The sequence below is a fragment of the Myxococcus sp. CA033 genome, from assembly GCF_013336625.1.
Taxonomy (GTDB): Bacteria; Myxococcota; Myxococcia; order Myxococcales; family Myxococcaceae; genus Myxococcus; species Myxococcus llanfairpwllgwyngyllgogerychwyrndrobwllllantysiliogogogochensis.
This window is the reverse complement of the sequence record NZ_JABUMU010000006.1, coordinates 286998-312560: the sequence shown is the minus strand read 5'-3', so window position 1 is coordinate 312560 and position 25563 is coordinate 286998. Positions and strand designations below refer to the sequence as shown.

The following is a 25563-nucleotide window of genomic DNA, read 5'->3' as shown; positions in this document are numbered from 1 at the left end:
GCGGCGCATGGCGATCGGCAAGGTGATCAAGGGTGACGGGACGGCGGAGCCGTCTCTCGTGTCGGAGCGGCCGGTGTTGCGGCCTCCGCGCGCGGGGGTGATGAACGCCGAGGTCTTCGAGGCCCGCCAGGGAGCCCAGGGCATCATCGAGGAGGCCCACCGCGAGAAGGAGCGAATCCTCGCGGAGGCCCAGCGCGAGCGCGAGGAGCTGCTCGTGAAGACGCGGGAGCAGGGGCGCCAGGAAGGGCTGGCCCAGGCCACGGAAATCATCCTCCGCGCGAAGATGCAGGCCGGGGAGCTGCTGGGCACGTACGAGAGGGACATCATCGCCCTGGGACTGCGCGTGGGTGAGAAGATCATCGGCCGGAGCCTGGAGAAGGACCCGGACCTGATGCTGGAGCTGTGCGCGTCCGCCATCGACAACCTGCGCAGCGCCCGCGCCATGACCCTGCGAGTGCACCCGAAGACCGCCGCCGTGCTGCGCGCCAAGAAGCCCATTTTGATGGAGCTCATCGGCCGCGCGGTGGATCTGGCCATCAAGGAGGACCCGGAGGTCGCTCCGGTGGGTTGCATCGTCCAGACGGAGTTCGGCACGGTGGATGCGCAGCTGCCCACGCAGCTGGAGATGCTCCAGAACGTGCTGCTGCCTGACCAGAACGGCCCGAAGGAAGGCCCGGCCTAGCCGGGACGGAACCACGTCCATGGCCATCGACCTTTCGCGCTATTTCGACCTCATCCAGGACGCCCAGACGGTGCGCGTCCGGGGCCGCGTCACCGAGCTGACGGGCCTCATCATCAAGGCGAGCGTCCCCAACGTCCGCGTGGGCGAGCTGGTGCTCATCAAGAGCCGCGGCCGCGGCCCCGTGAAGGCGGAGGTGGTGGGCTTCCAGGGCGACGAGGTGATGCTCATGCCCCTGGGCGAGCTGTACGGCATCGGCCCGGACAGCGAGGTCATCCCCACCGGCAAGCCCCTGAGCATCAAGTGTGGCGAGGCGCTCCTGGGGCGCGTGCTCAACGGCATCGGCGAGCCCATGGACGGCAGCGAACTGCCGGAAGAGGGCCTCATCGACTGGTCCGTGGACCGAAACTGCCCGGACCCGTTCACCCGTCAGCGAATCGAACGGCCCCTTCCCCTGGGCGTGCGCTGCATCGACGGACTGCTCACCGTGGGCGAGGGCCAGCGCGTGGGCCTGTTCGCCGGCTCCGGCGTCGGCAAGTCCACGCTGATGGGACAGATAGCGCGCAACACCCAGGCCGACCTCTGCGTCGTCGCCCTCATCGGCGAGCGTGGTCGCGAAGTCCGCGAGTTCATCGAGGACGCCATGGGCGAGGAGGGCATGAAGCGCTCCGTGCTGGTGTGCGCCACTTCTGACCAGCCCAGCCTCGTGCGTCTGCGCGCCGCCTACGTCGCCACCGCCATCGCCGAGTACTTCCGCGAGCGCGGCGGCAACGTGCTCTTCATGCTCGACACGGTGACGCGTCTGGCGCGTGCCCAGCGTGAGATTGGCCTCGCCGTGGGGGAGCCCCCGGCCCGCCAGGGCTATCCACCGAGCGTGTTCTCCATGCTGCCGCGCATCCTGGAGCGCACGGGCAACTCGGAGAAGGGCAAGTGCACCGCCATCTACACCTGCCTCGTGGCCGGCGGTGACATGGAGGAGCCCATCGCGGACGAGGTCCGCGGTATTCTCGACGGCCACTTCATCCTCAACCGCGCGCTGGGCGAGCGGAACCAGTGGCCCGCAATGGACGTGCTGGCGAGCCTCAGCCGTGTGATGAGCGGCATCGTCTCCAAGGAGCACAAGAAGGCGGCGGGCAAGCTGCGAGAGACGCTGGCCACGTACGAGAAGCAGCGCGACCTCATCCTGCTGGGCGCCTACCAGTACGGGACGGACCCCCGCACGGACTACGCCATCGACAAGTACGACGCCATCATCGACTTCCTCAAGCAGGACACCCACTCCAACTCCGGCTTCGAGGAGACGGTGGAGCAGTTGATCGCCCTCTTTGAAGAGTGAGGGACAGGGGTGCACCCCGGTAAATCCGGGGTAGGATGGGGTCACCATGCCCCCGTACCGGTTGCAAACCCTGCTGGACATGCGGACCCGGGCCAAGGAGGAAGCCGAACAGGCCTTCTCCGACGCCATCAAGGCCCTCGAGCGGGAAAAGGTGGAGCTCCAGCGGCTGATTGACGAGCTGGAGCGCCGCAAGCGCGAGCGCAAGGAGAAGGTGGCCGCCTACCTCAAGGAGGTCATGGCCAAGGGCGCCGGCATCAACGGCATGAACATGATGGGCCGCTTCGAGGAGCGCCTGAAGGACGAAGAGGCGCAGGTGGCGCTGGAAGTGGAGCGTCAGCGGGAAGCGGTGAAGGTGGCCGAGCGACTCGTCGAGCAGCGGCGGCGGGAGATGGCCGAGGCGGCCAAGGAGCTCAAGGCCATCGAGAAGCACAAGGAGACCTGGCAGAAGCAGGTGAAGCACGAGCGCCAGCAGCGCGAGGAGTTGAGCCAGGAGGAGATTGGCAACGCCTTGTTCCTGGCTCGGCAGCGCAAGTAACCTGCCGCCACCCCTTCCCTCGGGAACGATGTCATGAGCCGAGTCGACGACGACCGTGAAACAGCGCGCCTGGCCGAGCGCATCATGCAGGAAAAGAAGCTCGCCGAGGGCCAGGCGAAGAAGCGGACGGAGGGGGCCAGCGCCTTCCAGAAGCTGATGCAGCCCCAGGCCCAGCCCCAGGCGACGGCCCCTGCTCCCGCGCCCACGCCACAGACGCCGGGTGCCTTCGCCAGGCAGATCCTGGCCAAGGCGACGCAGGAGGGGAAGACCTTCGGGGACCAGGCCCAGCAGACGCAACTGGGTGGCAACCCGGCGGGTCTGGCGCAGACGCAGCGCCGGGCGGACAGCGGGGCCACGGAGGCTCGTTCCGGCTCGCGCGCCGCGGATTCCAAGGAGGACAAGCGCACGTCCGAGGGGCGCGACAAGGACATGAGCAAGGCCGAGTCCGCGCTGGGACAGGTCAGCTCGGAGAAGGGCGCGCTCATCCGGGCGGATGCCGACGCGGGCGGCGGCAAGGGCAGCGGGGGCGGCGGCAAGGACAAGAAGGAAGGCGGCGGCGCGGAGATGGCGCCGGGGTTCCGGTTCAACCCCGCGCTGATGGCGCCGGTGCCGGTGGCCAAGCCCAAGGACACCGCGGGCTCCGAGCGGCTGCGCGCCATGGCCAGCGAGATTGCCCAGAAGATCGTGGACCGCGTGCGTGTGGGCACCAACGCCGCGGGCCTCGCCGAGTTCCAGATTGATTTGCGCGGCGACGTGCTCAGCGGCCTGTCCATCAAGGTCAGCGCGCGCAACGGGAAGATCTCCGCGACCTTCAGTGGCACCAACCGTGACGTGTTGAAGATGCTCGAGGAGCACAGCGAGGGGCTTCGCACCGCGCTGGGCGGCCGTGGCCTGAAGCTCGAGACGGTGCGCTTCGAGGCGAAGACATGAGCGTGGAGCCGGAGGACGAAGGTCCCGGCGTGCATGAGCGGACGATGCTGGTGGACCTCCGCCAGCTCAAGCCGGTGCGTCCGCCGGAGAAGACCGAGCGTCCGGAGAAGGTCGAGCGTTCCGAGCGAAGCGAGCGTCCGGAGAAGGTCGACCGGGGCAGCTGGCGACCCTTCCAGTTCAAGGGCCTGGAGAAGGTGTCCAGGGCGCAAGGGCTCCTGGCGGAGCGGCTGCGCTGGCTGACGCCGAACGATGGGACCCTCGGGGCGGTGTCCGCGCGGCTCAAGGGCCTGTTCGACGCCGAGGTGCGTCTGTCCCTGGAGTCCGTACAGGTGCGGCCCATGGCGGAGCTGCGCCGGTTCCTGGGCGACCCGACGTTCCTCGCGGTGCTGGCACCGGGGGCGTTGCAGGGCAGGGCGGTGCTGGAGGTGGAGCTGTCACTGGCCCACACGGCGGTGGACCTGCTGCTGGGTGGCGCGGGCGAGACGGTGGGCCTGCGGCCGCTGACGGACATCGAAGAAGGGGTGATGGGCTACGTCATCCTGGAAGCGCTGCGGGTGCTGGTGCCCGCGCTGCAGGCCGGGGTGCCTCGCCCGAGGCTGGACGGCGTCGCGCGTGGCGTGGACGAGGTGTCCGCTCGCCTGGGCGACGACGGGCCGATGCTGGCGGTGCACCTGAATGCCACGCTGGGGCCGCACAGCGGCATGGTGCGGCTGGTGGTGCCCTCGGCGGTGTTGGAGGCGGCGGAGCCCGCGGTGGAGAGCGCCCAGCGGCGCGCTCGGGCGAAGGCGGACCTGGCGGTGCATGCGCGCCGGCTGTCCGCGGTGCGAAGCTGGCTGCGGGCGGAGATTGGCACCGCGGAGCTGACGTCCAACGACCTGGCGAGCCTGCGGGTCAAGGACGTCGTCCTGGTGGACGTGCTGTCGGCGCGGCCGGACCGGGGCGAGCCTGGAACGGCGCAGCTGCGCGTGGGCGCGGGGCGCTCGGGGCACGCGGAGGCCCAGGTATTCGTCGAGGACGGGCGCTACAAGGCCCGCATCACCGGCATCATCCCCGGGGAGTCGGGGAACCCGCGCTCGGCCACCGAGGAGGGTGGGGGGCGGGAGCAGGAAGAGGACTTCACCAACCCGGAGCTGGACGTTCCTCCGGAGCTCGAAGGGGCGCCCTTGGACGACGTGAACAAGCCGGACGGAAGCGACCTGCTCGGCGACGTACCGCTGCAGATCGCCGTGGAGCTGGCGCGCATCCCCGTCACCGCGGAGCAGGTGGTGGGCATGCGGGCCGGTCAGGTCATCGAGCTGAGCCGGGGGCCCGGCGAGCCGGTGGAGCTTTCCATCAACGGCAAAGTGGTGGCCCGAGGCGAGCTGGTGGAGATGGAAGGCCAGCTCGGTGTGCGCGTCACCACCCTGGCGAGCTGAGGACTTCATCCGCGACGGAAGCAAGCGGGCGGGAGCGGGCTGCCGGACGGGGGCCCGTGGCGGTCCTCCGGCCTTTGAACTAGCCTCGCCCCCATCCATGGCAGTCCTCCGCACCCCCCTCATGCGCCTGTCCCTGGGCGCCGCGCTGCTGCTCGCGCCCTCCACCGTGCTGGCCCAGGCGCCCTCCGCGCCCGCGCCGAGCGCCACGGCTTCGCCCGTTGCCGCCGTTCCGGCTTCGTCGCCCGAGGTCCAGAAGTCGGCCCCGCCGAGCGCCACGGCGCCCGCCGTTGTGCCGGCTGCGTCGCCCGAGGCCCAGAAGTCGGCCCCGAGCGCCATGGCCCCCGCCGTCGTTCCCGAGGCCCAGAAGTCGGCCCCGCCGCGGGCCACGGTGCCCGCCGTCGTTCCGGCTTCTTCGCCCGAGGCCAAGAAGTTGGCCCCCAGTGCGACGGCGCCCGCCTCGGCGGACAATGTCCGGGTTGCGGCGCCTCCCTCCGCGCCGAGCACTCCAGCGGCCCCCGCCCAGAATGTGGCGGTGGTGCCAGGCTCCACGGCATCAACCGTCCTTCCCACCCCGGCGGAGGGTTCTACCGAGGCTTCCGCTTCAGCAGTGCCGGGCGCCGTGCCCGAGTCCGCTCCCGCCCCTGTGCCAGAGGCAGCCGCCGCATCGCGTCAGAGGACTCCGGGCGCGGAGCCTCGCTGGGAGGACCCCTCGCTTGAGGGCGCCGCGGCGGCGACGGAGGCGGAGGCCGAGCCGGAGAGCATGGGGTGGATGCTCATCCGCACGCTGCTCGTGCTGGGCGCGGTGGTGGCGTCCATCTACCTCACGCTGAACGTGGGGCTGCGCCGGTTGATGGGCCTCCAGGCGGCCGCGCCGGGAAAACAGACCGTCGTCACCGTGGTGGAGCGCCTGACGCTGGACCCCAAGCGCGCGCTCTTCGTGGTGAAGGCCGCGGACGAATACCTGCTGGTGGGCGGCGGCGAGGCGGGCCTGCAACTGCTGTCGAAGCTGGATTCGGAGGCGGTGGAGCGTATCCGCGCGCAGCGCCCGCAGACGAACGTGGTTCCCCTGAGCCCTTTTCTTCAGAAGCTCCTTTCCCGCCGCTCCGGGGGCTCGTCGTCCCAGCCCCCCGGCGCCTGATGGCACCTGTCCCGTGAACGCCCAGACTCCTGCCCGCTCCTTGCTCCCGCGCGTCTCGCCCTGGCTCTTCGCGGCCGCGGTGTCGCTGCATCCCTTCATCGCCCTCGCGCAGAAGAAGCGCCCCGGGTCCATCCCCGACTCCGTGGCCAACGAGGCGGTGAGCGCCGACACCTTCACGTCGCGTCCGCTCATCCTCATCCTCGCGCTCGCGGCCATGGGCCTGGTGCCCTTCGCGCTGATGATGGTGACGAGCTTCGTGAAGATCTCCGTGGTGCTCTCCATCGTCCGCTCGGCGCTCGGCACCCAGCAGATTCCGCCCACCCAGGTCATCACCGGGCTGGCCGTCATCCTCACCGTCTACATCATGGCGCCCGTGGGCATGACGATGTACCGGGCCTCGGAGCTCAACGTCTGGGACTCCTCGGGGGCTGGCGCGTTCTCCTCGGCGAAGGTGGGCACCCTCCTGGATGGCGCTGACCGCGCCAAGGAGCCACTGCGCGACTGGCTGATGAAGAAAGTCACGCTGAAGGACCGCTCGCTCTTCTACAACCTGGCCAAGAAGATGCGCCAGGGCGAGGACCGGGACTCGGTGGACAGCAAGGACTTCATGGTCATCGTCCCGGCCTTCGTGGTGTCGGAGCTGAAGGAGGCCTTCCAGATTGGCTTCCTGCTCTTCGTCCCCTTCATCGTCATTGACATGGTGGTGGCCAACATCCTGCTCGCGCTGGGCATGCACATGCTGTCTCCCACCACCATCTCCATGCCCTTCAAGCTGCTCCTGTTCGTCCTCGTGGACGGCTGGTACCTCATCGCCAAGGGCCTGGTCGTCGGCTACTTGTAGGAAGAAGGCATCCCATGAACCAGCTCACGGCCATCACCCAGGAGGCACTGTTCCTGGTGCTCGTGGTGTCGGCCCCGCCGGTGTTGATGAGCCTCATCGTCGGCTTCATGATCTCGCTGTTCCAGGCCACCACCCAGATTCAGGAGCAGACGCTCACCTTCGCGCCCAAGGTCATCATCGTCTTCGGCGTGCTGGCCATGACGGGGCCGTGGATTGGAAGCCAGCTGGTGCGCTTCACCTTTCACGTCTTCGACCGGTTCCCCGCCCTCATCAAATGAACGCCGCGGACCTCGTGTCCGAGCTGGCTGCTCGGACCAACTTCTCCGCCGCCATCTTCACGGTCGCCCTGCTGATGTGCCGGGTGATGCCGGTGCTCATCTTCAGCCCGTTCCTCGGCGGTGAAGTGGTGCCCACGGAGATGAAGATGGGCATCGGGCTGACGCTGGCCATCGTGCTCTATCCCTCCATCGCGCACACCGTGACGACGGTTCCCTTGACGGCGCTGCCCTACATCGCGCTGATGGCCAAGGAGGTCTTCATCGGGTTCTGCATGGCGTTCATCGTCAGCAGCGTCTTCGAGGCGGCGCGCATCGCCGGCACCCTCACGGACACCATGGCGGGCAGCAACAATGCCCAGCTCTACGTGCCGCAGCTCGGCCAGCAGGTCTCGCTCTTCTCCAACCTCAAGGTGCAGCTCGCCGTGGTGTTGTTCCTCACCCTGGACGGGCACCACCTGGTCATCAGTGCCCTGGCGGAGAGCCTCGCCGTGGTGCCGCTGGATGGCTTCCCACGCTTCAGCCAGGGCTCGTGGACCTTCTTCGACCTGCTGGCGCGGGTCTTCGCGGACATGCTGAGGGTGAGCCTGGCCCTGTCCGCTCCCGCGATGCTCGCCACCTTCCTCACGGACGTGGCGCTGGGCGCCATCAACCGCGTTGCGCCGCAAATCCAGGTGTTCTTCATCTCCATGGCCATCAAGCCGCTCGTCGGTGTGCTCATCGCCTTCCTGGTGATGGGGGCGCTGCTGGCGCGCATTCAGGGCGAGCTGGCCCACATGCTGCGGGTGCTCACTGACGCCCTGCGGCTGCTGGCCTGAGCCTCTTCCCCGGGAACGCGCGCCCATGTCCGACGAGGGTGGAGACAAGACAGAAGAACCGTCGCAGAAGAAGCTCGACGACTCTCGCAAGAAGGGTCAGGTCTGGAAGAGCAAGGACCTGAGCGGCGTGGCGGTGCTCGTCGTGGGCCTGGGCGCCGTGAAGGCGACCTGGGACAACGTGGAGCATGAGATATCGAGCCTCTTCCTCTTCAGCTTCGACCAGCTGGCCAAGGGCGATGACCTGGGGGACGCCACCTGGCAGTTGATGTACCTGGGGCTGCGCGCGATGTTGCTCGTGACGCTGCCGGTGCTCGCGGGCGGGGCACTGGTGGGCGGGTTGATGGAGTTCCTGCAAGTGGGCTCCCTCTTCACGTTGGACCCGTTGATGCCCAAGCTGGACAAGCTCAACCCGCTGGGCGGGTTGAAGAACATGTTCAGCAAGAAGTCGTTGGTGGAGCTGCTCAAGAACCTCATCAAGATCTCCATCACCGCCAACGTCGTCTACGGCGTGGTGCGCGACGCCATGCCCATGGTGGTGGAGACGGTCCGCCAGGACACGCACGCCATCATGGTCATCATGGGGGAACTGGTGACGCGTGTGGCCACCCGCGTCGCGCTGCTCTTCGTCCTCTTCGCCATCTTCGACATCTGGTGGCAGCGCAAGTCCTTCATGAAGGACTTGATGATGTCCAAGGACGAGGTGAAGAAGGAGTACAAGGAGAGCGAAGGCGACCCGCACCACAAGGCCAAGCGCAAGGAGTTCCACCAGGAGATCATGGAGGGACAGCAGATGGAGGCCGTGCGGGACGCGGACGTCATCGTCACCAATCCGGACCACGTGGCCGTCGCGCTCAAGTACGACCGGGAGAAGGACGGCGCGCCCCGGGTGCTGGCCAAGGGCATGGACCACAAGGCCGAGCGCATCAAGGGCATCGCCCGCGAACAGGACGTCCCCACGCTGCGCAACGTGCCCCTGGCCCACGCGCTCCTGCGGGTGGAGGTGGGCCACGAGGTGCCCGAGGAGCTCTACGACGCGGTCGCCGAGGTCCTCAACTTCGTCTACGACCTGAAGAACGGCGGTCCCGCCCCGGTGGCCCGCGCGTGAGCGGCCCTGGAGCGGTTATCATCGGCAGGACTTCTCGGAGCGCCCCATGAGTGACGACGCCGAAATCGCCATCGCGCTGAAGTACGACAAGGAGAAGGACACCGCCCCGCGCGTGGTGGCCAAGGGGCTGAGGCTCAAGGCGGAGAAGATTCGCGCCATCGCCAAGGAGCACAACATCCCCATCATGCGCAACGTGCCCCTGGCCAACGCCCTGTACCGGGTGGAGGTGGGACAGGAAGTGCCCGAGGAGCTCTACGACGCGGTCGCCGAGGTCCTCAACTTCATCTACGAGATCCAGCGCGAACACGCGGCCGCCGGAGGGCGGTAGGGGAGGGGGGCTGGACGGCCCCCCCCTTCCTGGAGTGAGCTTCGGAGTTCACGATGGCCAGAATCAATAATCAGCCCCCCGGACCCCAGTGGCCCTGGGGGGGACCCCGCAGCGTCCGTGAGCGCCTGGTCGACCCTTCCCAGGTCGACCGCAAGAAGCTGCGCAAGACGGGCAATCCCAAGAACCCGGCGCTCGCCTCCGCGGCGCTCCTGGACTTCATCGGTCCCGCGCACTCGTCGGAGGAGCTGCGCCTGCCCCTGCCTCCTCATCCCGGCGGGCATGACGCGGACCTGGAGGGCTTCAGCGACCGGCCCCACCTGGCCAGCGTGGCGGGGCGGGGAAGCGACGAGTCGCGCCACCTGATGGAGCGGGGGCTGACGCGCATCAACGCGTCCCCGGACCGCCTGGAGCGCCTCAAGGCGCTGCTCCAGCGAGAGTCCTCCATGCTCACCCTGGTGGACCAGGTGAACGAGGAGACCAAGGAGATCATCCGGCGCATGTGGGCCGAGCAGAAGGACGAGGGTTACTAGCGCATGCCGGAGGACCCTCAGGACGAGGCCCAGCTGGCGGCTCGGCTCCAGCGTTGGGCGGATGGCAAGGCCACGCTGCGCGAGGTGCGCGGCTATTCCAACGACGAGCTCTACGCCATCGCCAAGACGGCGTACTACTTCTTCTACCAGGGCCGCATCAACGAGGCGCGGACGCTCTTCCAGGGCCTGTACGCCGTGAATCCCACGGACGGCTACTTCGCCAAGGCGCTGGGCGTGGTGGAGATGGCCGCGGGCAACGGTACGGGCGCCCTGGCCGCCTTCGACGTCGCCGCCAAGCTGTCCCCCCAGGACGCGTCCGTCTACGTCGGCCGCGCCGAGGTGAAGCTCGCCCTGGGCAAGAAGGACCTGGCCATCGAGGATCTGCGACGCGCCGCGGCAATGACGCCGGTGGATGATCCGGTGGTGCGCAAGGCCGGCGCCATGCTCACGGCGCTCGGAAAGCGTTGATTCTGGCTTGTCCCGGCGTCTGGTTGTGGCCAGACGCCGGGTAGGTGAGCCCGGAACAGTCTGTTAGGCTCGCCAGGTAAACCCCAACCCCTCGTTGTGGAGAGGTGGAGTCAGTCAATGAGCACGCAGAAGGCGAAGATGGGCCCACTGCCTCCGGAACCCGCGGAGCTGGTGGAGAAGCGCGACAAGTTGCTGGCGGAACTGGAGTCGCAGTCCAAGGTGGCCCAGGGCACCTTCCTCCAGGTGGTTCGGACGATGAAGATGCTGGTGGCCTCCACGACGCCGGGCACTCCGTTCGACGAGAAGCTCTATGGCGACGTGTCGGGCGCCCTCCAGCGCTTCATGGCCGACCCCATCCTCCCCGTGCCTCCCACGCTGGGCCTCGTGGTCTCCTACCTGTCGGAGCGCCTGAGCACCTACGGGATGACCATCCAGAACGCCGTCAAGGAGGCCAACCCGGAGCTGCACGCGAAGTTCGCGTTCGCTCCCCCGGGCGCGCAGGCCCCCTCGGCCCCTGCTGCTCCGCCGGCTCCTGCCCGCACGTCGGGCGCCCCCGCCGCCAAGGACGGCTTCGAGAGCGCTTCCAACAAGCGCTCCCTGTCCCTGGACCCGGAGGCCAGCCCGCCGCCCCCGGCAGATCCGAAGAAGGAGCAGCAGCAACTCGAGTCCTTCAAGGCCTGGATGAAGAATCCCAGCCTTGGAAAGCTCAAGGGTTAGGCCCGTTTCCCGGGGGGGACCCGGGCCTCGCGAAAAGGCCGGAAATGATCCCGGTTAATTCGCAGGAAACTTCCGAGCCCCTCCCCCGATAATCTTTTTGTAGCCGCCGCTGCACTTCATCCCGCAGCAAAACCGAATCAATCACTGGAGAACGACCATGAGCATCTCTGCCAACTTCAACGCCGCTGCGAGCAGCATCCTGGCCGGTTCCAAGGCCTCCAACGCGATGATCGCCGCCGCCCCCGAGGATCAGCGTCCGTTCCTGCAGGCGCAGGAGCAGATGCAGCGTGAGGCGAAGCTGGTCGAGCTCATCTCGAACTCCATGAAGAAGATCGAGCAGATGCAGAGCGCGATCGTCGGCAACATGCGCGGCTAGTCGTAAGCCCGCAGCCTGCTGCACCCTGGCCTCGCAACAGCTCCTGGAGCTGGTGCGGGGCCAGTTCATTTCCAGGGCCCGGTGGAATCACCTCGTCGGCTTGTCCGAAACTTTCCGGCCCCGTCTCACGAGAATTCCTTCACCCCACCCCTTTTGGAGAAATCCATGGTCGCTCCTGTCAATGGCGGTTCCCGTTCCACGTCCACGGCGAAAACGAGCCAGGCGGAAGCCACGCCGTCGGATCCCAAGGCCGAGCAGGCCAAGCAGCAGGCCATCATCGACGATATCGGCAAGAAGCCGGAGACCAAGCTGACCACCGAAGACCGCGCCAAGTACGCGGACGCGGTGGGCACGAACCAGGTCCTGCAGAACCAGCCGTTCCTGAGCTTCTTCTCCAAGTCCACCACGGAGAGCCTGACCAAGAAGCTGGACGCGGACGTGGCCAAGTACACGAAGGAGAACCCGAAGGCGTCGCTCAAGGACATCGAGTCGCACGTCAAGGACCGCTTCAAGGCCCAGATGTTCAGCGCGGTGGTGGCCCAGAAGGGCGTGGACATGGCCATCGCCAACCTGAAGAAGCAGCTGCAGAAGATTCGCGACGGCTTCGACGAGTAGTGCCTTCTCGGCGTCCCCTGACTGGTGGGCTCGCTGGAGGCGGGCTAGACTCCAGGCCGCCTCCGTATTCGCCCCGGGAATGAGTCCAGATGACGACGACCCAAGCCAAGGCGCCGGTCTCCAATAATGATGGGAAGCCGCTGTCCGGCCCGGAGTTGCTCGAGCGGGCCACTCAGGGCTTCGACCTGTTCCAGGACGGCCGCTTCCAGGAGTCCCTGGCCGTCTTCGAGCAACTCGCGGCCATGGATGGCTCCGAGGCCTACTTCCAGACAGCGCTCGGCGCCTGCCACCTGGCGCTGGAGAACCTGGACCAGGCGGAGGCCCACTTCAACCGGGCCATCGAGCTGGACCCCACGGACCTGACGCCGTTCGTCAACCGGGGAGAGGTCCACCTGCGCCAGGGCAAGGTGATGGAAGCCGCCCATGACTTCAACCACGCGGTGTCCCTGGACCCCGAGGGCAAGGACCCGCTGAGCGCGCGTGCGCGCATGCTGGCGGCCGCGGCCCTGGAGAGCGTGGAGGAGGCCCAGGGGGTCTCCGACGGCGACTCTGGTCCGGACGGGCGTTAAGCCCTCCCTTCGCATCTTCCGACGGACACCCCGCCCGGCTCGTGAGGCCCCCCTTGGGCCCGGGGCCGGGCGCGGACTAGGATGGCTCCCCGCTGATGTCCGCCTCCAATCCGAACAGCTTCCTCTCCAAGTACTCCGACATCGTCCTCGCGATTGTCGTGGTGTTCATCGTCGGGATGATGATCGTCCCGCTGCCCACGCTGCTGCTGGACGTGCTGCTGACGCTGAACATCAGCATCTCGGTGGTGCTGCTCCTGGTGTCCCTCTACGTGCCAGCGGCGCTGCACCTGTCGGTGTTCCCGACGCTGCTGCTCATCACCACGATGTTCCGGCTGTCGCTGACCATCTCCACCACACGTCTCATCCTGCTCACGGGCGACCCGGGAGAAGTGGTGGTGGCGTTCGGCAACTTCGTGGTGCAGGGCAACTTCGTCGTCGGCGCCATCCTCTTCATCATCCTCGTCATCGTGAACTTCATCGTCATCTCCAAGGGCTCGGAGCGTGTCGCCGAAGTGGCCGCGCGCTTCACCCTGGACGCGATGCCGGGCAAGCAGATGTCCATCGACGCGGACCTCCGCGCGGGCTCCATCGACCAGGATCAGGGCAAGAAGAAGCGCCGTGACTTGGAGCGGGAGAGCCAGCTGTTCGGCGCCATGGACGGCGCCATGAAGTTCGTGAAGGGCGACGCCATCGCCAGCATCATCATCACTGTCGTCAACATCGTCGGTGGCCTCATCATCGGCGTGACGCAGAAGGGGATGACGGCCGCGGACGCGGCGCAGAAGTACACGCTGCTCACCATCGGTGACGGCCTCGTCGGCATGATTCCCGCCATCCTCGTCTCCACCTGCGCCGGCATCATCGTGACGCGCGTCGGTGGTGATGAAGAGGGCGCGCACCTGGGCAAGGACATCGGCACGCAGCTCACCGCGTACCCGAAGGCCATCGCCATCGCCGCGGGCATGCTCATCGTCCTGGGCCTCGTCCCGGGTCTGCCCAAGATTCCCTTCTTCCTGCTGGGCGCGGGCGCGGGCTTCGGCGCGTGGACGATGCTCAAGAAGAAGCGCGAGTCGGAGATGGTGGAGGAGGCCGGTCCGGCCATGGAGTCGGACCTGGGCACGCCGATGTCCTCGGAGCCCGCGCCCAAGGAGCCGATGAATCCGGACTCCGAGCTCTTCATCCCCGTCGTCACGCCCATCGTCCTGGAGGTCTCCGACGCGCTGGTGCCGTACGTGGACTCGCGCCAGGACAACGGGAAGTTCCTCTTCGAACTCATCCCGTTCATGCGCGACGGCCTCTTCATCGAGCTCGGCGTGCGCTTCCCGGGCGTGCGCGCGCGCGGCAACTCGTCGCTGCCGCCGGGCGCATACCAGGTGCAGATCAACGAGGTGCCCGTCGTCACCGGTCAGGCCACGCTGGGCCACGTGCTCGTCAACGACACGGTGGACCGCCTGCGCCTGATGAACATCCAGGGCTTCGAGGCCATCAACCCCGCCACCCGCCAGCCGGCCGCGTGGGTGCCCGAACAGCACCGCGACACCCTGGAGGCCGCGGGCCTGACGACGTGGGACGTGCCCGGCTACATCATCCTGCACGTGGCCGCGGTGCTGCGGCGCAACGCGCGGGAGTTCGTCGGCGTGCAGGAGACGCAGACGATGCTGGAGCAGTTGGAGAAGGCGTTCCCCGCCATCGTCAAGGAGGTCATCCCCAAGGTCGTCAACGTGCTGAAGTTGACCGACATCCTCCAGCGGCTCGTGGAGGAGGAGATCTCCATCCGTGACTTGCGCGGCATCCTCCAGGCCCTGGCCGAGTACGGGCAGGTGGAGGCGGACAACGTCATGCTCACCGAGCACGTCCGCGCCTCGCAGCGCCGCTACATCTCCCACAAGTACGCGCGCGGCAGCGGCACCCTCGTGGTGTACCTGTTGGATCCGAACATCGAGGAGGCCATCCGCGGCTCCATCAAGCGGACCTCCGCGGGCGCGCACCTGGCGCTCGAGCCGGAGCTGGCGCAGGAAATCGTCCAGGCCGTCCGCTCCGAGTGTGGCCACCTGCCGCCCAGCGCCCAGCGCCCCGTCATCCTCACCGCCATGGATATCCGGCGCTACGTCCGCAAGCTGCTGGAGTACGAGTTCAACCCCTCGTTCTCCGTCCTCAGCTACCAGGAGCTGTCCCCCGAGCTGAACATCCAGCCGGTGGCTCGCATCTCCACCCGGTAGCCGCGTTGACCCGGGGTCGGTCCTCGCCGACCCGTCACCGTTCTGATCGGAATCCTTGCGCTTCAACGCAACTTCCGACGCGCGCTGTCGAGAATGGAAGTACGGCGGGAATGCGCGCTTCAGGGCGTGGGATTCCCCGAGATTCGGGAGGAAGTCATGACGAGTGTCACCCAAGCCGGCAACGCTCCCCGTACCACCAGCACTGGCAACACGAAGGTCGGGCTGAGTGAGACGGAGCTGACGAAGAACCTCGGGCTCATCGAGAACACGGTGGAGCGCGCCCTCTCGGAGATCGAGTCGGCGGTGAAGCAGCTCAAGCAGCTGGACGAGAACTCGTTCGCGGCCGGGGCTCCCCGTCCTGGCGACACGGCCTCGACGGCGGGCACGGGCGGCGCCTTCCCCACGGAGAAGCCGGTCCTCACCGAGGACACCTTCCGTCCCCCCGACAAGCTGAAGGTGGACGACAAGGGCACCATCACCACGCCGGGCGGCTACAAGATTGAGCAGCTGGGCCAGTTCGAGTGGAAGATCTCCGGCCCGGACGGCAAGAACACCCGCATCTGGGGTGACCCGCACGTCGACGAGAGCGACGGCGGCAAGTTCGACTTCAAGCGCAACACCACGTTCAAGCTGCCGGACGGCACGGAGATCAACTGCTCCACCGTGCCCTGGGGCAACGCGGGCATGACGGTGACGGGCAAGCTGGACATCACCAACGGCGCGGACCACATCGCCGTGACGGACATCGACAAGGGCAAGGGCAAGGTCGGTGAGCTGACGAAGGACGGCTACGAGACGACGGTCGCCTTCCAGTGGGACGACGCGTTCAAGAACAACAGCAGGGACTTGCTCGTCATGGGCAAGGACTCCGACGACTGGGCGAACGTGGGCAAGGAAGTCATCGGCGACGAGGGTGGCGGCGCCACCTTCAAGCACGGCAAGGATTTGGAGTTCCAGTACAAGGAGACTCCGTCCCTGCTGACGATGCTGCCCGAGCCGGCCAAGGAGAAGAAGGACGCCAAGACGGCGGACGTGTCCAAGCAGCGTGACGCGCTGATGCAGCAGATCTCCGACCACGTCAGCCGCGCCATCTCCGAGCTGGGCAAGTCCAAGGAGTCCGAGAAGGACCAGCCCATCGAGGACCGCTTCAAGTCGGTCACCAAGATGTTCAAGGCCTTGGATGAGATCAACTCGCTGAATGATATGATCAAGCCTCGGAACGTCTTCTTCTGACCTTGACCCGCAGGTAGAGGGGCCCACGCGTGGGGCCCCTCGCGAGGTGGCCGTGAGCAGCAAACCGGAGAGCGAAGCCCCGTCGGATGTTCGGATTCCGAAGGCCCTGACGGAGAAGCTCGTCCGCGGGGAGCTGCAGTTGGGCCAGTTCCTCGGGATGACGCGCGAGCGGCTCTTCGACTACGCCGGCATGGGCCACAGCATGCTGCAGGCCGGCCGCACCCGCCTCGCCCTGGAGATCTTCCAGGGCCTGGTGACGGCGGCGCCCCGTGAGCCCGCCTTCCTTACCCAGCTGGGCGCTACCTACCTGACGCTGGAGCGCACCGACGAGGCGTTCGACGCCTTCCAGCGCGCGCTCGCGGTGGAGCGCTCCAACGTGGACGCGCTGGTGGGCCGCGGTGAGCTGCTGCTGCGCCGGGGCAACATCCCGGACGGGCTCAAGGACCTGAGCCGCGCGATTGAACTGGACCCGAGGCTCCAGAAGCGCTCCACCCAGCGCGCGCGGAGCACGTTGCTCGCCCTCAAGTCGCAGGCGGAGCAGATCAAGGGCCGCCCGGCGTCCTCGCAGAAGAAGTAGCGGTCGGCAGCGGAGCAGCGTGGGGCGCCTTCACCTGGCGCTCCCTGTCCGCGCGCTCAGGCGCCAGCGACCACGGCGATGAGCAGCACCAGGAACACCAACCCCACCAGACCCATGACGACGAGCGGGACGAGCTTCTGCTTGTCCTTGAGCGCGGCCAGGGCTCCACCCGGCGCCACCTCGTCGGGGAGGGACGTCTCGGCGGAGGGCTGGATGGGCTCCTCCGGCTCCGGAGGGACGGGCTCCGGCTCGGGCTCCGGGGGCGCGGGTTCGGGCTCCGGCGGCGCGGGCTCCGGCTCTGGCTCCGGGGGCTTCACTTCCTTGCGCACCGGGGAGGGGCGCTGGGGCGACGGGGGCGGGGCCTTCTTGATGTCCGTGGCGAGCTGGACCTGCTCCTCGGCGGGCTCGCTCGGGTCCACGTAGAGGAAGCGCGTGCCGCCGACCTCCAGTTCGTCGTTGTCCTTGAGGGCCCTGCGGTTCACCCGCTTCTTGTTGACCTTGATGCCGTTGCGGCTGCCCAGGTCCTCGACGTGGGTGCCGGACCAGTCGCGGCGAATCTTGGCGTGCTTGCGGGAGGTGAGGTCGTCCTTGAGGACGATGTCCGCCTCCTTCTCGTCACGGCCGATGACGAGCTCCTTCGCGTCGGCGATTTCGATGCGCTCGCCTTCGCGCGGGCCGTTCATGATGCGCAGGTAGCGCTCCTCGGCGCTGGACAGCCCCCGCATCACGTCCTTCAGGTTGCCCCGGGCGATGAAGGACGTCTTCTCCGAGTTGACGTCGCCGTTGAGCTCCGTGACGCGATCAAACTTCACGTCGTACTGGGCGATGGCGATGACGTCGCCGTTGCGCAAGAGGCGCTTCTCGCCCTTGGGCAGGGGCTTGCCGTTGATCTGCGTGCCGTAGGCGCTGCCCAGGTCCTCGAGGAAGAAGAGGTTGCCCTCCTGGACGATGCGCGCGTGGTTGCGCGACACCGCCTGCTGGGCGAGCACCACCTGGCAGGACTTGTCCCGTCCCAGGGTGATGACCGAGTCGCCGAGGACGAGCTCAGTGCCCTGGGCTCCGGCCTCGCTGCGCTGCGTGACGGTGAGACGGACGCTCATCGAGGGGGTGGTGGTACGTGCGGGAAACGGCGGGGCATCAGAACGTCGCGTTGCTCAGGTACTTCTCGCACGCCTGATACTCGGTGGGGAACTCTTCCGACGTCGCGTACTTCAGGAAGTTCTTGCAGGCGATTTCCGCGTGCTCGTGCTTGTTGGCGTCCTGGAAGAGCTCGAAGAGCCCGTAGTGGCAGGGGGCGAACTTCGACTCCAGCTTCACGCACTTCTTGTAAGTGGTCTCCTCCTCGGCCAACAGCCCCTTCTCCCGGAACTGGCGGGCCAGCATGAACAGGGCAGGGGCGGAGTTCTCCGCCTGCTGTGTGTCCTTGACCTCCTTGAAGGCCGCGTCCGTGAGCGCCGCCTTGCGCTGGGCCAGCGCGAGGTTGTTGGTGCAGTTGGTCGCCTTGGGATTGAGCTGGGCGCAGTTGGAGAAGGCCTCGCGCGCATCCGCGTAGCGGCTCAGCTCCATCAGCGTGTTGCCGTAGTCATGCCACGCGTCGGGGTTGTTCGGGTCCAACGCCACCGACTGCGCCATGGCCTCCGCCGCATCCTCGAACTGGTCCTCCCCGAAGGCGATGATGCCCAGCGTGTGGTGGGCCGCCGCGAGGTTGGGGTTCACGGCGAGCAGGGTGCGCAGCTCCTTCTTGGCCTCCGTGAACTTGCGCATCTTCATCAGCGTGTACGCCAGGTTGTAGCGCGTATCCAGGTTATCCGGATTTACCTTGAGGGCGCGGCGGAAGTTGTCGTGCGCCTTTCCGTAGGCGCCTTCCTCGTTATAGATGGCGCCGAGGTTCTGGTAGGCCTGGAGGTGCTCCTGGTTGTAGCGGAGCGCCTTGATGAAGTGCTTCTTGGCCTCGTCGTTGTTGCCGTTGGCCATGGCGATGAGACCCTTGTTGACCCACAGGTCGGCGTACTGGGGGGAGAACTCCAGGCCCAGGTCGCAGTACACGTCCGCGCGGACCAGGTCGCCGTTGTGCAGTTCCTGGGTGCACAGCTCGTTGTTGATGAGGGCGCGCTCATGGGGCGGCGGCGTGGTGAGGCAGCCGGCGAGCGGGAGCGTGAGGACCAGGGAAAGCGCGGAGGCGAGGCGGGCAAGACGCATGGCCGGCCGAGTGTAGGAGAGCGCCCCCTCCCGTGCAACGCCCCGGCGGGGCTGAATCCGGGCTGATTTCCGGGGGTTGCACCGGTTAGAGTGGACGCCCATGCGTACCTTGCTCTGCACTCTCACCTTCACCCTGGCCCTGCTTGGGGCCGCCCCGGCTCACGCCCAGTTCGCCAATCGCAGTCTCGGGTTGTCGCTGGGGTACATGGATTTCAACCGCACCAACGGGTTGGATGACGCGTTCTTCGTGGGCATCGACGCCAGCCTCTATATCGAGAACGGCTTCGAGGTGGTGTCCCTGTCGAAGATCGCCTTCCCGCGCGACTCGACGGACCCCAACAACAAGCGCGTGGTGGGCCTGGCCCCGTCGCTGGGCCTGCGCTACCTCCTGCTGGAGGAGAGCATCCGCCCCTACGTCGGCTCCGACATCAGCTACCTCGTGGTCTTCAAGGAGAGCACGAGCAACTTCGTGGGCATCGGTCCCAACGTGGGCGTGGACTTCTTCACGTCGGACTCGGTGAGCGTGGGGCTGCGGGCGCAGTACAACTTCTACATCGCCCTCAACGAGAAGACGCAGACGTCGCTGACGCTGTCGGCGGGAATCTCCGCGTACTTCTGACAGCTCACCCCAGGGCCCGGGCGCGCGGGGGTTGAGCGCCGCGCGGGGCCTTGGAGGGCAGCAGGGCGGCGGCCACCAGCAAGGTCCACTTCTCGTCGGAGAGGTGGTCTGGCTTCTCCATGGCCAGCGCGTCCTGCAGTCGGGCGCCCAGCGCGGCGAACAGGCGCAGCCGGGCCTCCATCCGGAGCTCCTCGCGGCGCAGGGCGGCGGTGAGCACCAGCTCCCGCTCCTCCGTGGACAGCCGCTTCACGCGAGAGACGAAGAGGGGGTCCGCCAGCAGGCCCTCCTCGCCGGAGGCGTTGATGGCGGAGGGCACCTTCAGCCGCCGCTCGCGTACGACGATGGTGCCGGCCAGCATGTCCCCCAGCCGCTGCTGGGAGCCGGACACGAGCGCGGCCACCCCACCCACGAGGTAGAAGAAGGGGAGCCGGTCCACCGGACGCGCCAGGTTGCGAAGGGCCGCGTGATAGAAGCCGATGCGCACGCCGCTCTCCTGGATGACTCGCAGGGAGAGAGCGCGCTTGCCCACCGTCTGACCGCTCCAGGCCGTCTCCAGGGTGATGCCGTAGCCCCAGTCCACCAGGAAGTAGACGACGATGCCCAGCGCGCTGGCCACGCCGGGAAACGCCGACATGATCAAGCCCAGCCCCATCATCACCGCCAGGCTGACGGTGAGGACGATGACCGCGTCGAGCAGCCACGCCAGGAAGCGTGAATACAGCCCCGCGAGAGTGAAGCGGAACTCCACGTACTCAGGTGTGAGCACCGTGTGGGTGCCGTCCAGCAGGGTGTCTGTGGCCATCGTCACCGGCGCAGTGTAGCCGCGTCCCCGCACCGGCGGGGGTCCTCCGAGGTTGCTCCGGGTATGTCCCGCTGACACCTCCCGCTTCATGCCAGCCCGAACACCAGGCAGGAGGGAGCCAAGGGGGGCGCAGGCGGGCGGCCGACTGTGTTATTCATGGCTGTCGGGGTGGTGGGGTAGCCTCCCCGCCCCTCGCGAATCCGTGGCCCCCTCCGACACATCCTCTTGGAACCGCCGATTGTGGCCGGCGGCTGCCTTCCAGTTCGCGCTCATCGCCGGGGTGACGCAGCTGAAGACGGCGGCCAACGCGCTGGTGCTGTCGCGCTTCGAGTCGCAGGCGTTGCCCTACCTGTACCTGCTGGGGGCCCTCATCACCGCCGCGCTGACGGTGCTGCCGCGCTTCAAGCCGAACTCGCCACTGGACTCGCCGGGCGTGCTGACGGGGCTGGGTGGGGTGATTGCGCTGGGGCTGGCCGCGGCGCTGTCCGCGGGACAGCGCACCCCGGCGCTGGCGCTGTACCTGTTCGCGGACACCTTCTCCACGTTCGTATCCTTCCGGTTCTGGTCGCGGATGGCGTCGGCCTTCGATGCGCGGGAGGCCCGGCGGGCCTTCACGGCGCTCAATGGCTTCGCCATGGGCGGCGGCATCGTCGGCGGCCTGCTGGTGCAAGGCCTGGCGGAGCCGCTGGGCACGCCCGCCATCGTGGTGAGCGGCGCGCTGGGCCTGCTGGCCGCGGGCGCCATCTTCCACCACCTGTATCGCGGCGTGCCTCCGCCTCCACCGCGTGGCCGTCCGGCCCCCACGTCGTTCATGGCGTTCAGCTACCTGGCGGAGAGCCCGTACGCGCAGGTGCTCGCGGCGCTGGGCATCTCCTTCGCGGTGCTGTCGTCCTTCGTGGACTACCTCTTCCGCCTGCGCCTGGAGGGCACGCTGAGCGAGGACGCGCTGACCGCGCTCTTCGGCTCCCTGCAGCTGTGGATTGGCATGTTCTGCGTGGCCTTCCAGCTGCTCCTCACGCAGCCGCTGCTGCGACGGCTGGGGCTCCTGCGCTACGTGGCGCTGGTGCCGTTGGTGCTCGCGCCGCTGGCCGGGGCGACGCTCCTCACGCCCAGCCTGGCGCCCGTGCATCTGCTGCGCCTGGTGGAGACGGCCGTGAGCTACTCCATCCTCCCGGTGGGCATCCAGCTGCTGTACGCGGCGGTGCCGGATGATCAGCGCGAGGGCCTGCGTGTCGCGGTGGACGGCCTGCTCCGCAAGAGCGGCGTGGTGGTGGCCGGTCTGCTGCTCATCGGCGCGGGGCGCGCGGCCACGGGCGCGACGATGGCGTTGGCGGTGATGGGCATGTGCCTGGGGCTCGTGCTGCTGTTGGTACGACTCAGGCCGGCGTATGTGGCGGCCCTGGGCGAGCAGGTGGGCGCGGCCGAGGACGAAGAAGTCGCGCTGGATGGCGAGGAGGAGCAGCGCCTGCTGGCGGAGGCCCTGTCCGCGCCCACGCCGGACCGCGTGCTGCGCGCGGTGGACCTGATGGCGCAGGCCGAAGTACCGCTGCGACAGCACCTGCCCGCGCTGCTGCGCCATCCGCACGAGCGAGTGCTCGAGCGGGGCGTGGCCCTGGCGCTGGAGCTGGATGCGCGGGAGCTGGCGCCGGTGCTGGAGCGACTGGTGGAGGAGGGGCCCCGACGCCCTCGCGACCAGGCCGTCTGGGCCCTGGCCCGCCTGTCTCCGGAGCGGGCAGAGCGGCTGTTGCCGGCGTTGCTCAACCACCCGGACGTGGGACTGCGGTGCGCGGCCATCGGCGCGCTGGTGAAGACGACGGGGAGTTCGGTGGCGCTGGCCTCGCTCCAGGAGTTGCTCGCGCGAGGCGAGGGCGCGCCCGTGGTGGAGCGTCGCGAGGTGGCGAAGCTGCTGGGGCGGCTCCAGGACACGCGCTTCACCGATGCGCTGGCGCGCTACCTCGATGATGGGGACAGCACGGTGCGCCGCGTGACGCTGGCCGCGGTGGGGGAGGGTGGCTATGTGGACCTGGCCCCTCGGCTGTTGCCGTTCCTCACCTGGCGCGAGGAGCGCAAGACGGCTCGTGAAGCCCTGGTCGCGCTGGGCGACGTGGTGACTCCGCTGGTCGAGGAGCACCTCAACAACAAGAAGGCGCCCCTGGCGATGCGGCTGCAACTGCCTCGCGTGCTGCGCGGCATCGGTACGCCGGCGGCGCTGGATGCGCTGCTGTTCTCCAACGTGCGCGACGATGCGTCGCTGCACTTCCGCATCGGCGCGCAGCTGTCGCGGCTGCGAGATGAACACCCCGAGCACCCGGTGGACGTGGACCGCGTGCGCGAGGCCCTGGTCCGGCGACGCGACGTGTATCGGGCGCTGGTGGGGGCCTATCGCGACGTGCGCGCGGCGCTGGGTGACGGCTCGCTGCTCACCCGCGCGGTGGGCGACCGGTTGGACCAGGCGCTCGAACTCTCGTTCTTCCTGCTGGGGCTCCTGGACTCGTCGCATCGCATGCGCGGCATCCACTACAACCTGGTGGGACAGGATGCGCGTCGACGCGCGCTGGCGCTGGAGCTGCTGGACAACCTGCTCTCGGAAGAGGACCGCGAGCTGGTGATGGAGCAGGTGGAGGCGCACCATCGGGAGTTGCCGCCGGGGGCCTCGGGCCGGTTGTGGCGCAGGCTGGCGGCGTTGGTGCAGAGCGAGGATGTGGTGCTGCGCGCGTGCGCTCGACATATCGCGCGGGTGAATGGGCTGGATGTGCTCCCGCAGGAGGGTGAGTTGAGCGACCGGATTGTCCAACGGATGTTCGCCCTGGAGGGCGTGAGCGTCTTCTCGCAGAGCGACGTGGACGACATCGCGGCCATCGCCGCCGTGGCTCGCGAGGGCGCCTTCCGCGCGGGTGAGCGCATCTACGCGCAGGGCGACCCGGGCGACGCGCTCTACGTCATCGTCGAGGGCGCCATCGACGCGTTCCACGACGGCGAGCATGTGCTGCGCTTCCAGGGCAAGCAGGCCTTTGGAGAGGTGAGCCTGCTGGACGGCGCGCCGCGTCCCACGGACATGGTGGCCGCGGTGGACACCCGCGTGCTCATCATCGACCGGCGAGACTTCCTGGACCTGCTCGCGGACCGGCCCGAATTGCTCACGGGCTTCTTCCGCGCGGTGAGCCTCCAGCTCCAGGCACTCATCGCGCTGCCCGACTCGCGCGAGACGGGCGAGCGACTGGAGATGACGGCGCCGCTGCCTCCCGTGGCTCCTCCGCTGCCCACGGGCCCCGCTCCCGACTCCCCCGAGCCGACCGAGAAGCGCACGCGCGGCGGCGACGCCTGAGCGTCGCGCGGGGTCAGATCGAGCGGATGGTTTCCTCCAGCGGTCCGGGGACGCGGGGGCTCGAACCCGTGCCCTGTCCTTCACGGGCGCGTCTGGCGCTCTCCTCCCGGAGGATGTGCGCGGACGCCACGGGGATGAGGGGGCGCACGAAGAACTTCAGCGGTGCGAACGAACCCACGAAGCGCACCACCGTCAGTCCCGCATAGGCCCACGGATGGCGCTCCACCGTGGCCACCGGCACGAAGACCTCCGTCGAGCGCCGGGTCCACATCGCGCCATAGCGTTGCAGCACATTCCACCGCAGCCCGGGCACGCGGGTGGTGAGGAAGGTCCACGCGCGCAGGAACCAGGGAGGCCGCTGGCCCGCCATCGGCTCCCAGGCCTGGGCGCTCTTGGCCGCGGTGAACACCATCAACCACCACGCGCCCCACAACGAGGTGATGGTGGTGATCAGCGGACTGCTGAGCCCCAGGCAGAAGAAGGGCGAGACAACGAAGGCCGCCGCCGGCACGCCGACCGCGAACAGAATCATCGCCCTGACCCGGCGCCGCACCTTCTTGCGCATCCACTGCACGTTGAGGCGGATGTGCGGCGTGATGGCGTCGTCTTCCGGCTCCACGCGCGTCAGGAGGCTCGCCTCCCGGGAGATGACGTCGTGGTAGTCGCGCGACAACGCGATGATGACCCACTGGGCAAGCTGCATCGCCGCGAACAACGCTATCCAGAAGGGGATGCCGACCACGGAGAAGCCCTTGAACGTCGGCCCCGTGGAGCCCTTGTCTTCAGCTTCAGGATGACGCTGGCGCGGCGACTTCCCGGGCTCGGACTTGAGCTTGCCCGCCTTCGCGGAATCGCCCTCGGGCTTCTTGGGCCTGGGCTGCACGCTGGACGCATCCGAAGAAGCACTGGAGACGGCTTCGGCCACCAGGGCCATCACCGCGTCCGAGACCGCCGTGCCCGCGTCCGGGTTGTTCGCGGCGGCCTCGATGTCGCGAAGCCGTCGCTCGATGTTCATGGCGAGGCGGGCTTCCGGGTCCTCTTCGTCCGCGGTGGCCCGCGACGGTTCCCGTGGGCTTCTGTCTTTGTCGGAAGTCGGAGCCGCGTCCGTGTTCTTGCCCTGGACGGTGGGTTCCCGTTCCCTGGCAGGCGCGGCCGAGACGTCGGCGGCAAGCTCCGAGGGCGTCTCGCCGTCCTTCGCGTCTCGTTCCGGAGGACCGGCTTCGTTCGTGTCCACCTGCCCGGCCTGAACCTGGGGGGCTTCGTCGGCGCCCGGCGCGAGGGCGACGGCATCCGGGTCGGCGGGGTCCTCGGCCTCGCCCGCTTCTTCGTCCTGGGCGTCTGAATCCAGCTCCGCCGCCGTGGCGCGAGCCGTGTCCGCCGGGGCCTCGCCGTTCCGACGCTGCTTGCGAAGCTCGCGGGCGGCCGCCCGTTCCGCCTTCCTCGCGTTCTGCTCGGCCACCACCGACGCGACCTTCTTGAGCGCCGACGACACCTCGGCGGCGACGGCTTCGTCCTGGGAATCCTCCACCGCATTGGCGGCCTTGTTCGCCGAGCCCATGCACGTCAGGGACAGCGCCAGGGCGACCACGGTCTGCATCAGCCCCACGCGCAGGTACTGACGGCGCGCCACCGGGTCTCCCAGCAGGGCCCGGGCAATATGAAACGGAAGGCTCAGTCCATGGATGAACTGTCTCAGCCGGCCCCGGGGAACGACCTCCGAGCCCTGTTCCTGGAAGTGCACGGCGCCTTTTTGCAGTTCTTCCCAGAAATGCTGGGCCAGCACGCGGCCAGTCTGGTTCTTTCCGCTCGCGGCGTCCTGCTGCTGCTCCCCTCGTGGTGAGGGTGGGCCCTTGGGGTCCTGTTCATCTGACACGCCAGTCACCGTATCACGTCCCGAGTTGTGCTAAACGGCGC

General features: G+C 68.1%; 26 protein-coding genes. 22 read left to right on the top strand and 4 right to left on the bottom strand.

Annotated elements, in window-relative coordinates:
• Positions 1 to 7 precede the first annotated feature (7 nt).
• The 20 genes from HUA78_RS18610 to HUA78_RS18515 all read left to right on the top strand — a co-directional run bounded on the left by HUA78_RS18610 (position 8) and on the right by HUA78_RS18515 (position 16704).
• A complete protein-coding gene (locus HUA78_RS18610; RefSeq protein WP_141647476.1) occupies positions 8 to 682 on the top strand; it encodes a FliH/SctL family protein in 675 nt (224 codons plus the stop codon).
• Positions 683 to 701: 19 nt separating this feature from the next.
• Positions 702 to 2015, top strand: coding sequence for a type III secretion system ATPase SctN (gene sctN, locus HUA78_RS18605; RefSeq protein ID WP_174457191.1), 1314 nt, complete (start codon positions 702 to 704; stop codon positions 2013 to 2015).
• A 46-nt stretch (positions 2016 to 2061) separates the two neighbouring features.
• The gene (locus HUA78_RS18600; protein ID WP_141647478.1) at positions 2062 to 2550 is read left to right on the top strand and encodes a flagellar assembly protein FliH; all 489 of its coding nucleotides are present in this window, start codon (positions 2062 to 2064) and stop codon (positions 2548 to 2550) included.
• Between the two features lie 33 nt (positions 2551 to 2583).
• Entirely contained in the window at positions 2584 to 3480 is an 897-nt protein-coding gene (locus HUA78_RS18595) for a flagellar hook-length control protein FliK (protein ID WP_174476824.1), read from the top strand.
• Positions 3477 to 4895: a type III secretion system cytoplasmic ring protein SctQ gene (gene sctQ / locus HUA78_RS18590; protein WP_174461810.1), complete on the top strand. Its 1419-nt coding sequence runs from the start codon at positions 3477 to 3479 to the stop codon at positions 4893 to 4895. Before HUA78_RS18595 ends, sctQ begins: the two co-directional genes overlap by 4 nt.
• 97 nt (positions 4896 to 4992) lie before the next feature.
• Entirely contained in the window at positions 4993 to 6033 is a 1041-nt protein-coding gene (locus HUA78_RS18585) for a flagellar biosynthetic protein FliO (protein WP_254623786.1), read from the top strand.
• A gap of 13 nt (positions 6034 to 6046) precedes the next feature.
• On the top strand, positions 6047 to 6874 hold the full coding sequence (gene sctR, locus HUA78_RS18580) for a type III secretion system export apparatus subunit SctR (RefSeq protein WP_174457188.1): 828 nt from the start codon (positions 6047 to 6049) through the stop codon (positions 6872 to 6874).
• 14 nt (positions 6875 to 6888) lie between these two features.
• On the top strand, positions 6889 to 7152 hold the full coding sequence (gene fliQ, locus HUA78_RS18575) for a flagellar biosynthesis protein FliQ (protein WP_174457187.1): 264 nt from the start codon (positions 6889 to 6891) through the stop codon (positions 7150 to 7152).
• Positions 7149 to 7967 carry a flagellar biosynthetic protein FliR gene (locus HUA78_RS18570; RefSeq protein WP_174457186.1) on the top strand — a complete coding sequence of 273 codons (819 nt, stop codon included), beginning with the start codon at positions 7149 to 7151 and terminating at the stop codon, positions 7965 to 7967. The genes fliQ and HUA78_RS18570 overlap by 4 nt, the downstream gene beginning before the upstream one ends.
• Before the next feature lie 25 nt (positions 7968 to 7992).
• The gene (gene sctU, locus HUA78_RS18565; RefSeq protein WP_174457185.1) at positions 7993 to 9072 is read left to right on the top strand and encodes a type III secretion system export apparatus subunit SctU; all 1080 of its coding nucleotides are present in this window, start codon (positions 7993 to 7995) and stop codon (positions 9070 to 9072) included.
• A 46-nt stretch (positions 9073 to 9118) separates the two neighbouring features.
• Positions 9119 to 9400 (top strand): EscU/YscU/HrcU family type III secretion system export apparatus switch protein, encoded by a 282-nt coding sequence (locus tag HUA78_RS18560; protein ID WP_141647468.1) that lies wholly within the window; start codon positions 9119 to 9121, stop codon positions 9398 to 9400.
• A 53-nt stretch (positions 9401 to 9453) separates the two neighbouring features.
• Positions 9454 to 9930, top strand: a complete 477-nt coding sequence (locus HUA78_RS18555; RefSeq protein WP_141647467.1) for a hypothetical protein — start codon at positions 9454 to 9456, stop codon at positions 9928 to 9930.
• A 3-nt stretch (positions 9931 to 9933) separates the two neighbouring features.
• On the top strand, positions 9934 to 10398 hold the full coding sequence (locus tag HUA78_RS18550) for a SycD/LcrH family type III secretion system chaperone (protein WP_174468389.1): 465 nt from the start codon (positions 9934 to 9936) through the stop codon (positions 10396 to 10398).
• A 117-nt stretch (positions 10399 to 10515) separates the two neighbouring features.
• Positions 10516 to 11115, top strand: a complete 600-nt coding sequence (locus tag HUA78_RS18545) for a hypothetical protein (protein WP_174468390.1) — start codon at positions 10516 to 10518, stop codon at positions 11113 to 11115.
• Between the two features lie 157 nt (positions 11116 to 11272).
• Entirely contained in the window at positions 11273 to 11491 is a 219-nt protein-coding gene (locus HUA78_RS18540) for a hypothetical protein (protein ID WP_141647464.1), read from the top strand.
• A gap of 165 nt (positions 11492 to 11656) precedes the next feature.
• Complete coding sequence (locus tag HUA78_RS18535; protein ID WP_141647463.1) at positions 11657 to 12106, top strand: hypothetical protein; 450 nt, start codon at positions 11657 to 11659, stop codon at positions 12104 to 12106.
• Between the two features lie 89 nt (positions 12107 to 12195).
• A complete protein-coding gene (locus HUA78_RS47520) occupies positions 12196 to 12675 on the top strand; it encodes a tetratricopeptide repeat protein (RefSeq protein WP_141647462.1) in 480 nt (159 codons plus the stop codon).
• 95 nt (positions 12676 to 12770) lie between these two features.
• Positions 12771 to 14894, top strand: a complete 2124-nt coding sequence (gene sctV / locus HUA78_RS18525) for a type III secretion system export apparatus subunit SctV (RefSeq protein WP_141647461.1) — start codon at positions 12771 to 12773, stop codon at positions 14892 to 14894.
• A 156-nt stretch (positions 14895 to 15050) separates the two neighbouring features.
• A complete protein-coding gene (locus tag HUA78_RS18520; RefSeq protein ID WP_174457183.1) occupies positions 15051 to 16127 on the top strand; it encodes a DUF1521 domain-containing protein in 1077 nt (358 codons plus the stop codon).
• 52 nt (positions 16128 to 16179) lie between these two features.
• A complete protein-coding gene (locus tag HUA78_RS18515) occupies positions 16180 to 16704 on the top strand; it encodes a tetratricopeptide repeat protein (RefSeq protein ID WP_246137666.1) in 525 nt (174 codons plus the stop codon).
• Positions 16705 to 16760: 56 nt separating this feature from the next.
• On the opposite strand, the gene HUA78_RS18510 is transcribed toward HUA78_RS18515, so the two are convergent.
• Positions 16761 to 17804 (bottom strand): FHA domain-containing protein, encoded by a 1044-nt coding sequence (locus HUA78_RS18510; RefSeq protein WP_174476823.1) that lies wholly within the window; start codon positions 17802 to 17804, stop codon positions 16761 to 16763.
• A gap of 37 nt (positions 17805 to 17841) precedes the next feature.
• Positions 17842 to 18903 carry a lipopolysaccharide assembly protein LapB gene (locus HUA78_RS18505; RefSeq protein ID WP_174457181.1) on the bottom strand — a complete coding sequence of 354 codons (1062 nt, stop codon included), beginning with the start codon at positions 18901 to 18903 and terminating at the stop codon, positions 17842 to 17844.
• Positions 18904 to 19003: 100 nt separating this feature from the next.
• On the opposite strand from HUA78_RS18505, the gene HUA78_RS18500 reads away from it, so the two are divergent.
• Complete coding sequence (locus HUA78_RS18500) at positions 19004 to 19522, top strand: outer membrane beta-barrel protein (RefSeq protein WP_141646955.1); 519 nt, start codon at positions 19004 to 19006, stop codon at positions 19520 to 19522.
• A gap of 4 nt (positions 19523 to 19526) precedes the next feature.
• Here the strand turns inward: HUA78_RS18500 and HUA78_RS18495 are convergent, their stop codons facing one another.
• Positions 19527 to 20324, bottom strand: coding sequence for an RDD family protein (locus HUA78_RS18495; RefSeq protein ID WP_174468798.1), 798 nt, complete (start codon positions 20322 to 20324; stop codon positions 19527 to 19529).
• Between the two features lie 202 nt (positions 20325 to 20526).
• On the opposite strand from HUA78_RS18495, the gene HUA78_RS18490 reads away from it, so the two are divergent.
• A complete protein-coding gene (locus HUA78_RS18490; RefSeq protein WP_141646953.1) occupies positions 20527 to 23649 on the top strand; it encodes a cyclic nucleotide-binding domain-containing protein in 3123 nt (1040 codons plus the stop codon).
• A gap of 13 nt (positions 23650 to 23662) precedes the next feature.
• On the opposite strand, the gene HUA78_RS18485 is transcribed toward HUA78_RS18490, so the two are convergent.
• Positions 23663 to 25522: a hypothetical protein gene (locus tag HUA78_RS18485; protein ID WP_174476822.1), complete on the bottom strand. Its 1860-nt coding sequence runs from the start codon at positions 25520 to 25522 to the stop codon at positions 23663 to 23665.
• Positions 25523 to 25563: the final 41 nt, after the last annotated feature.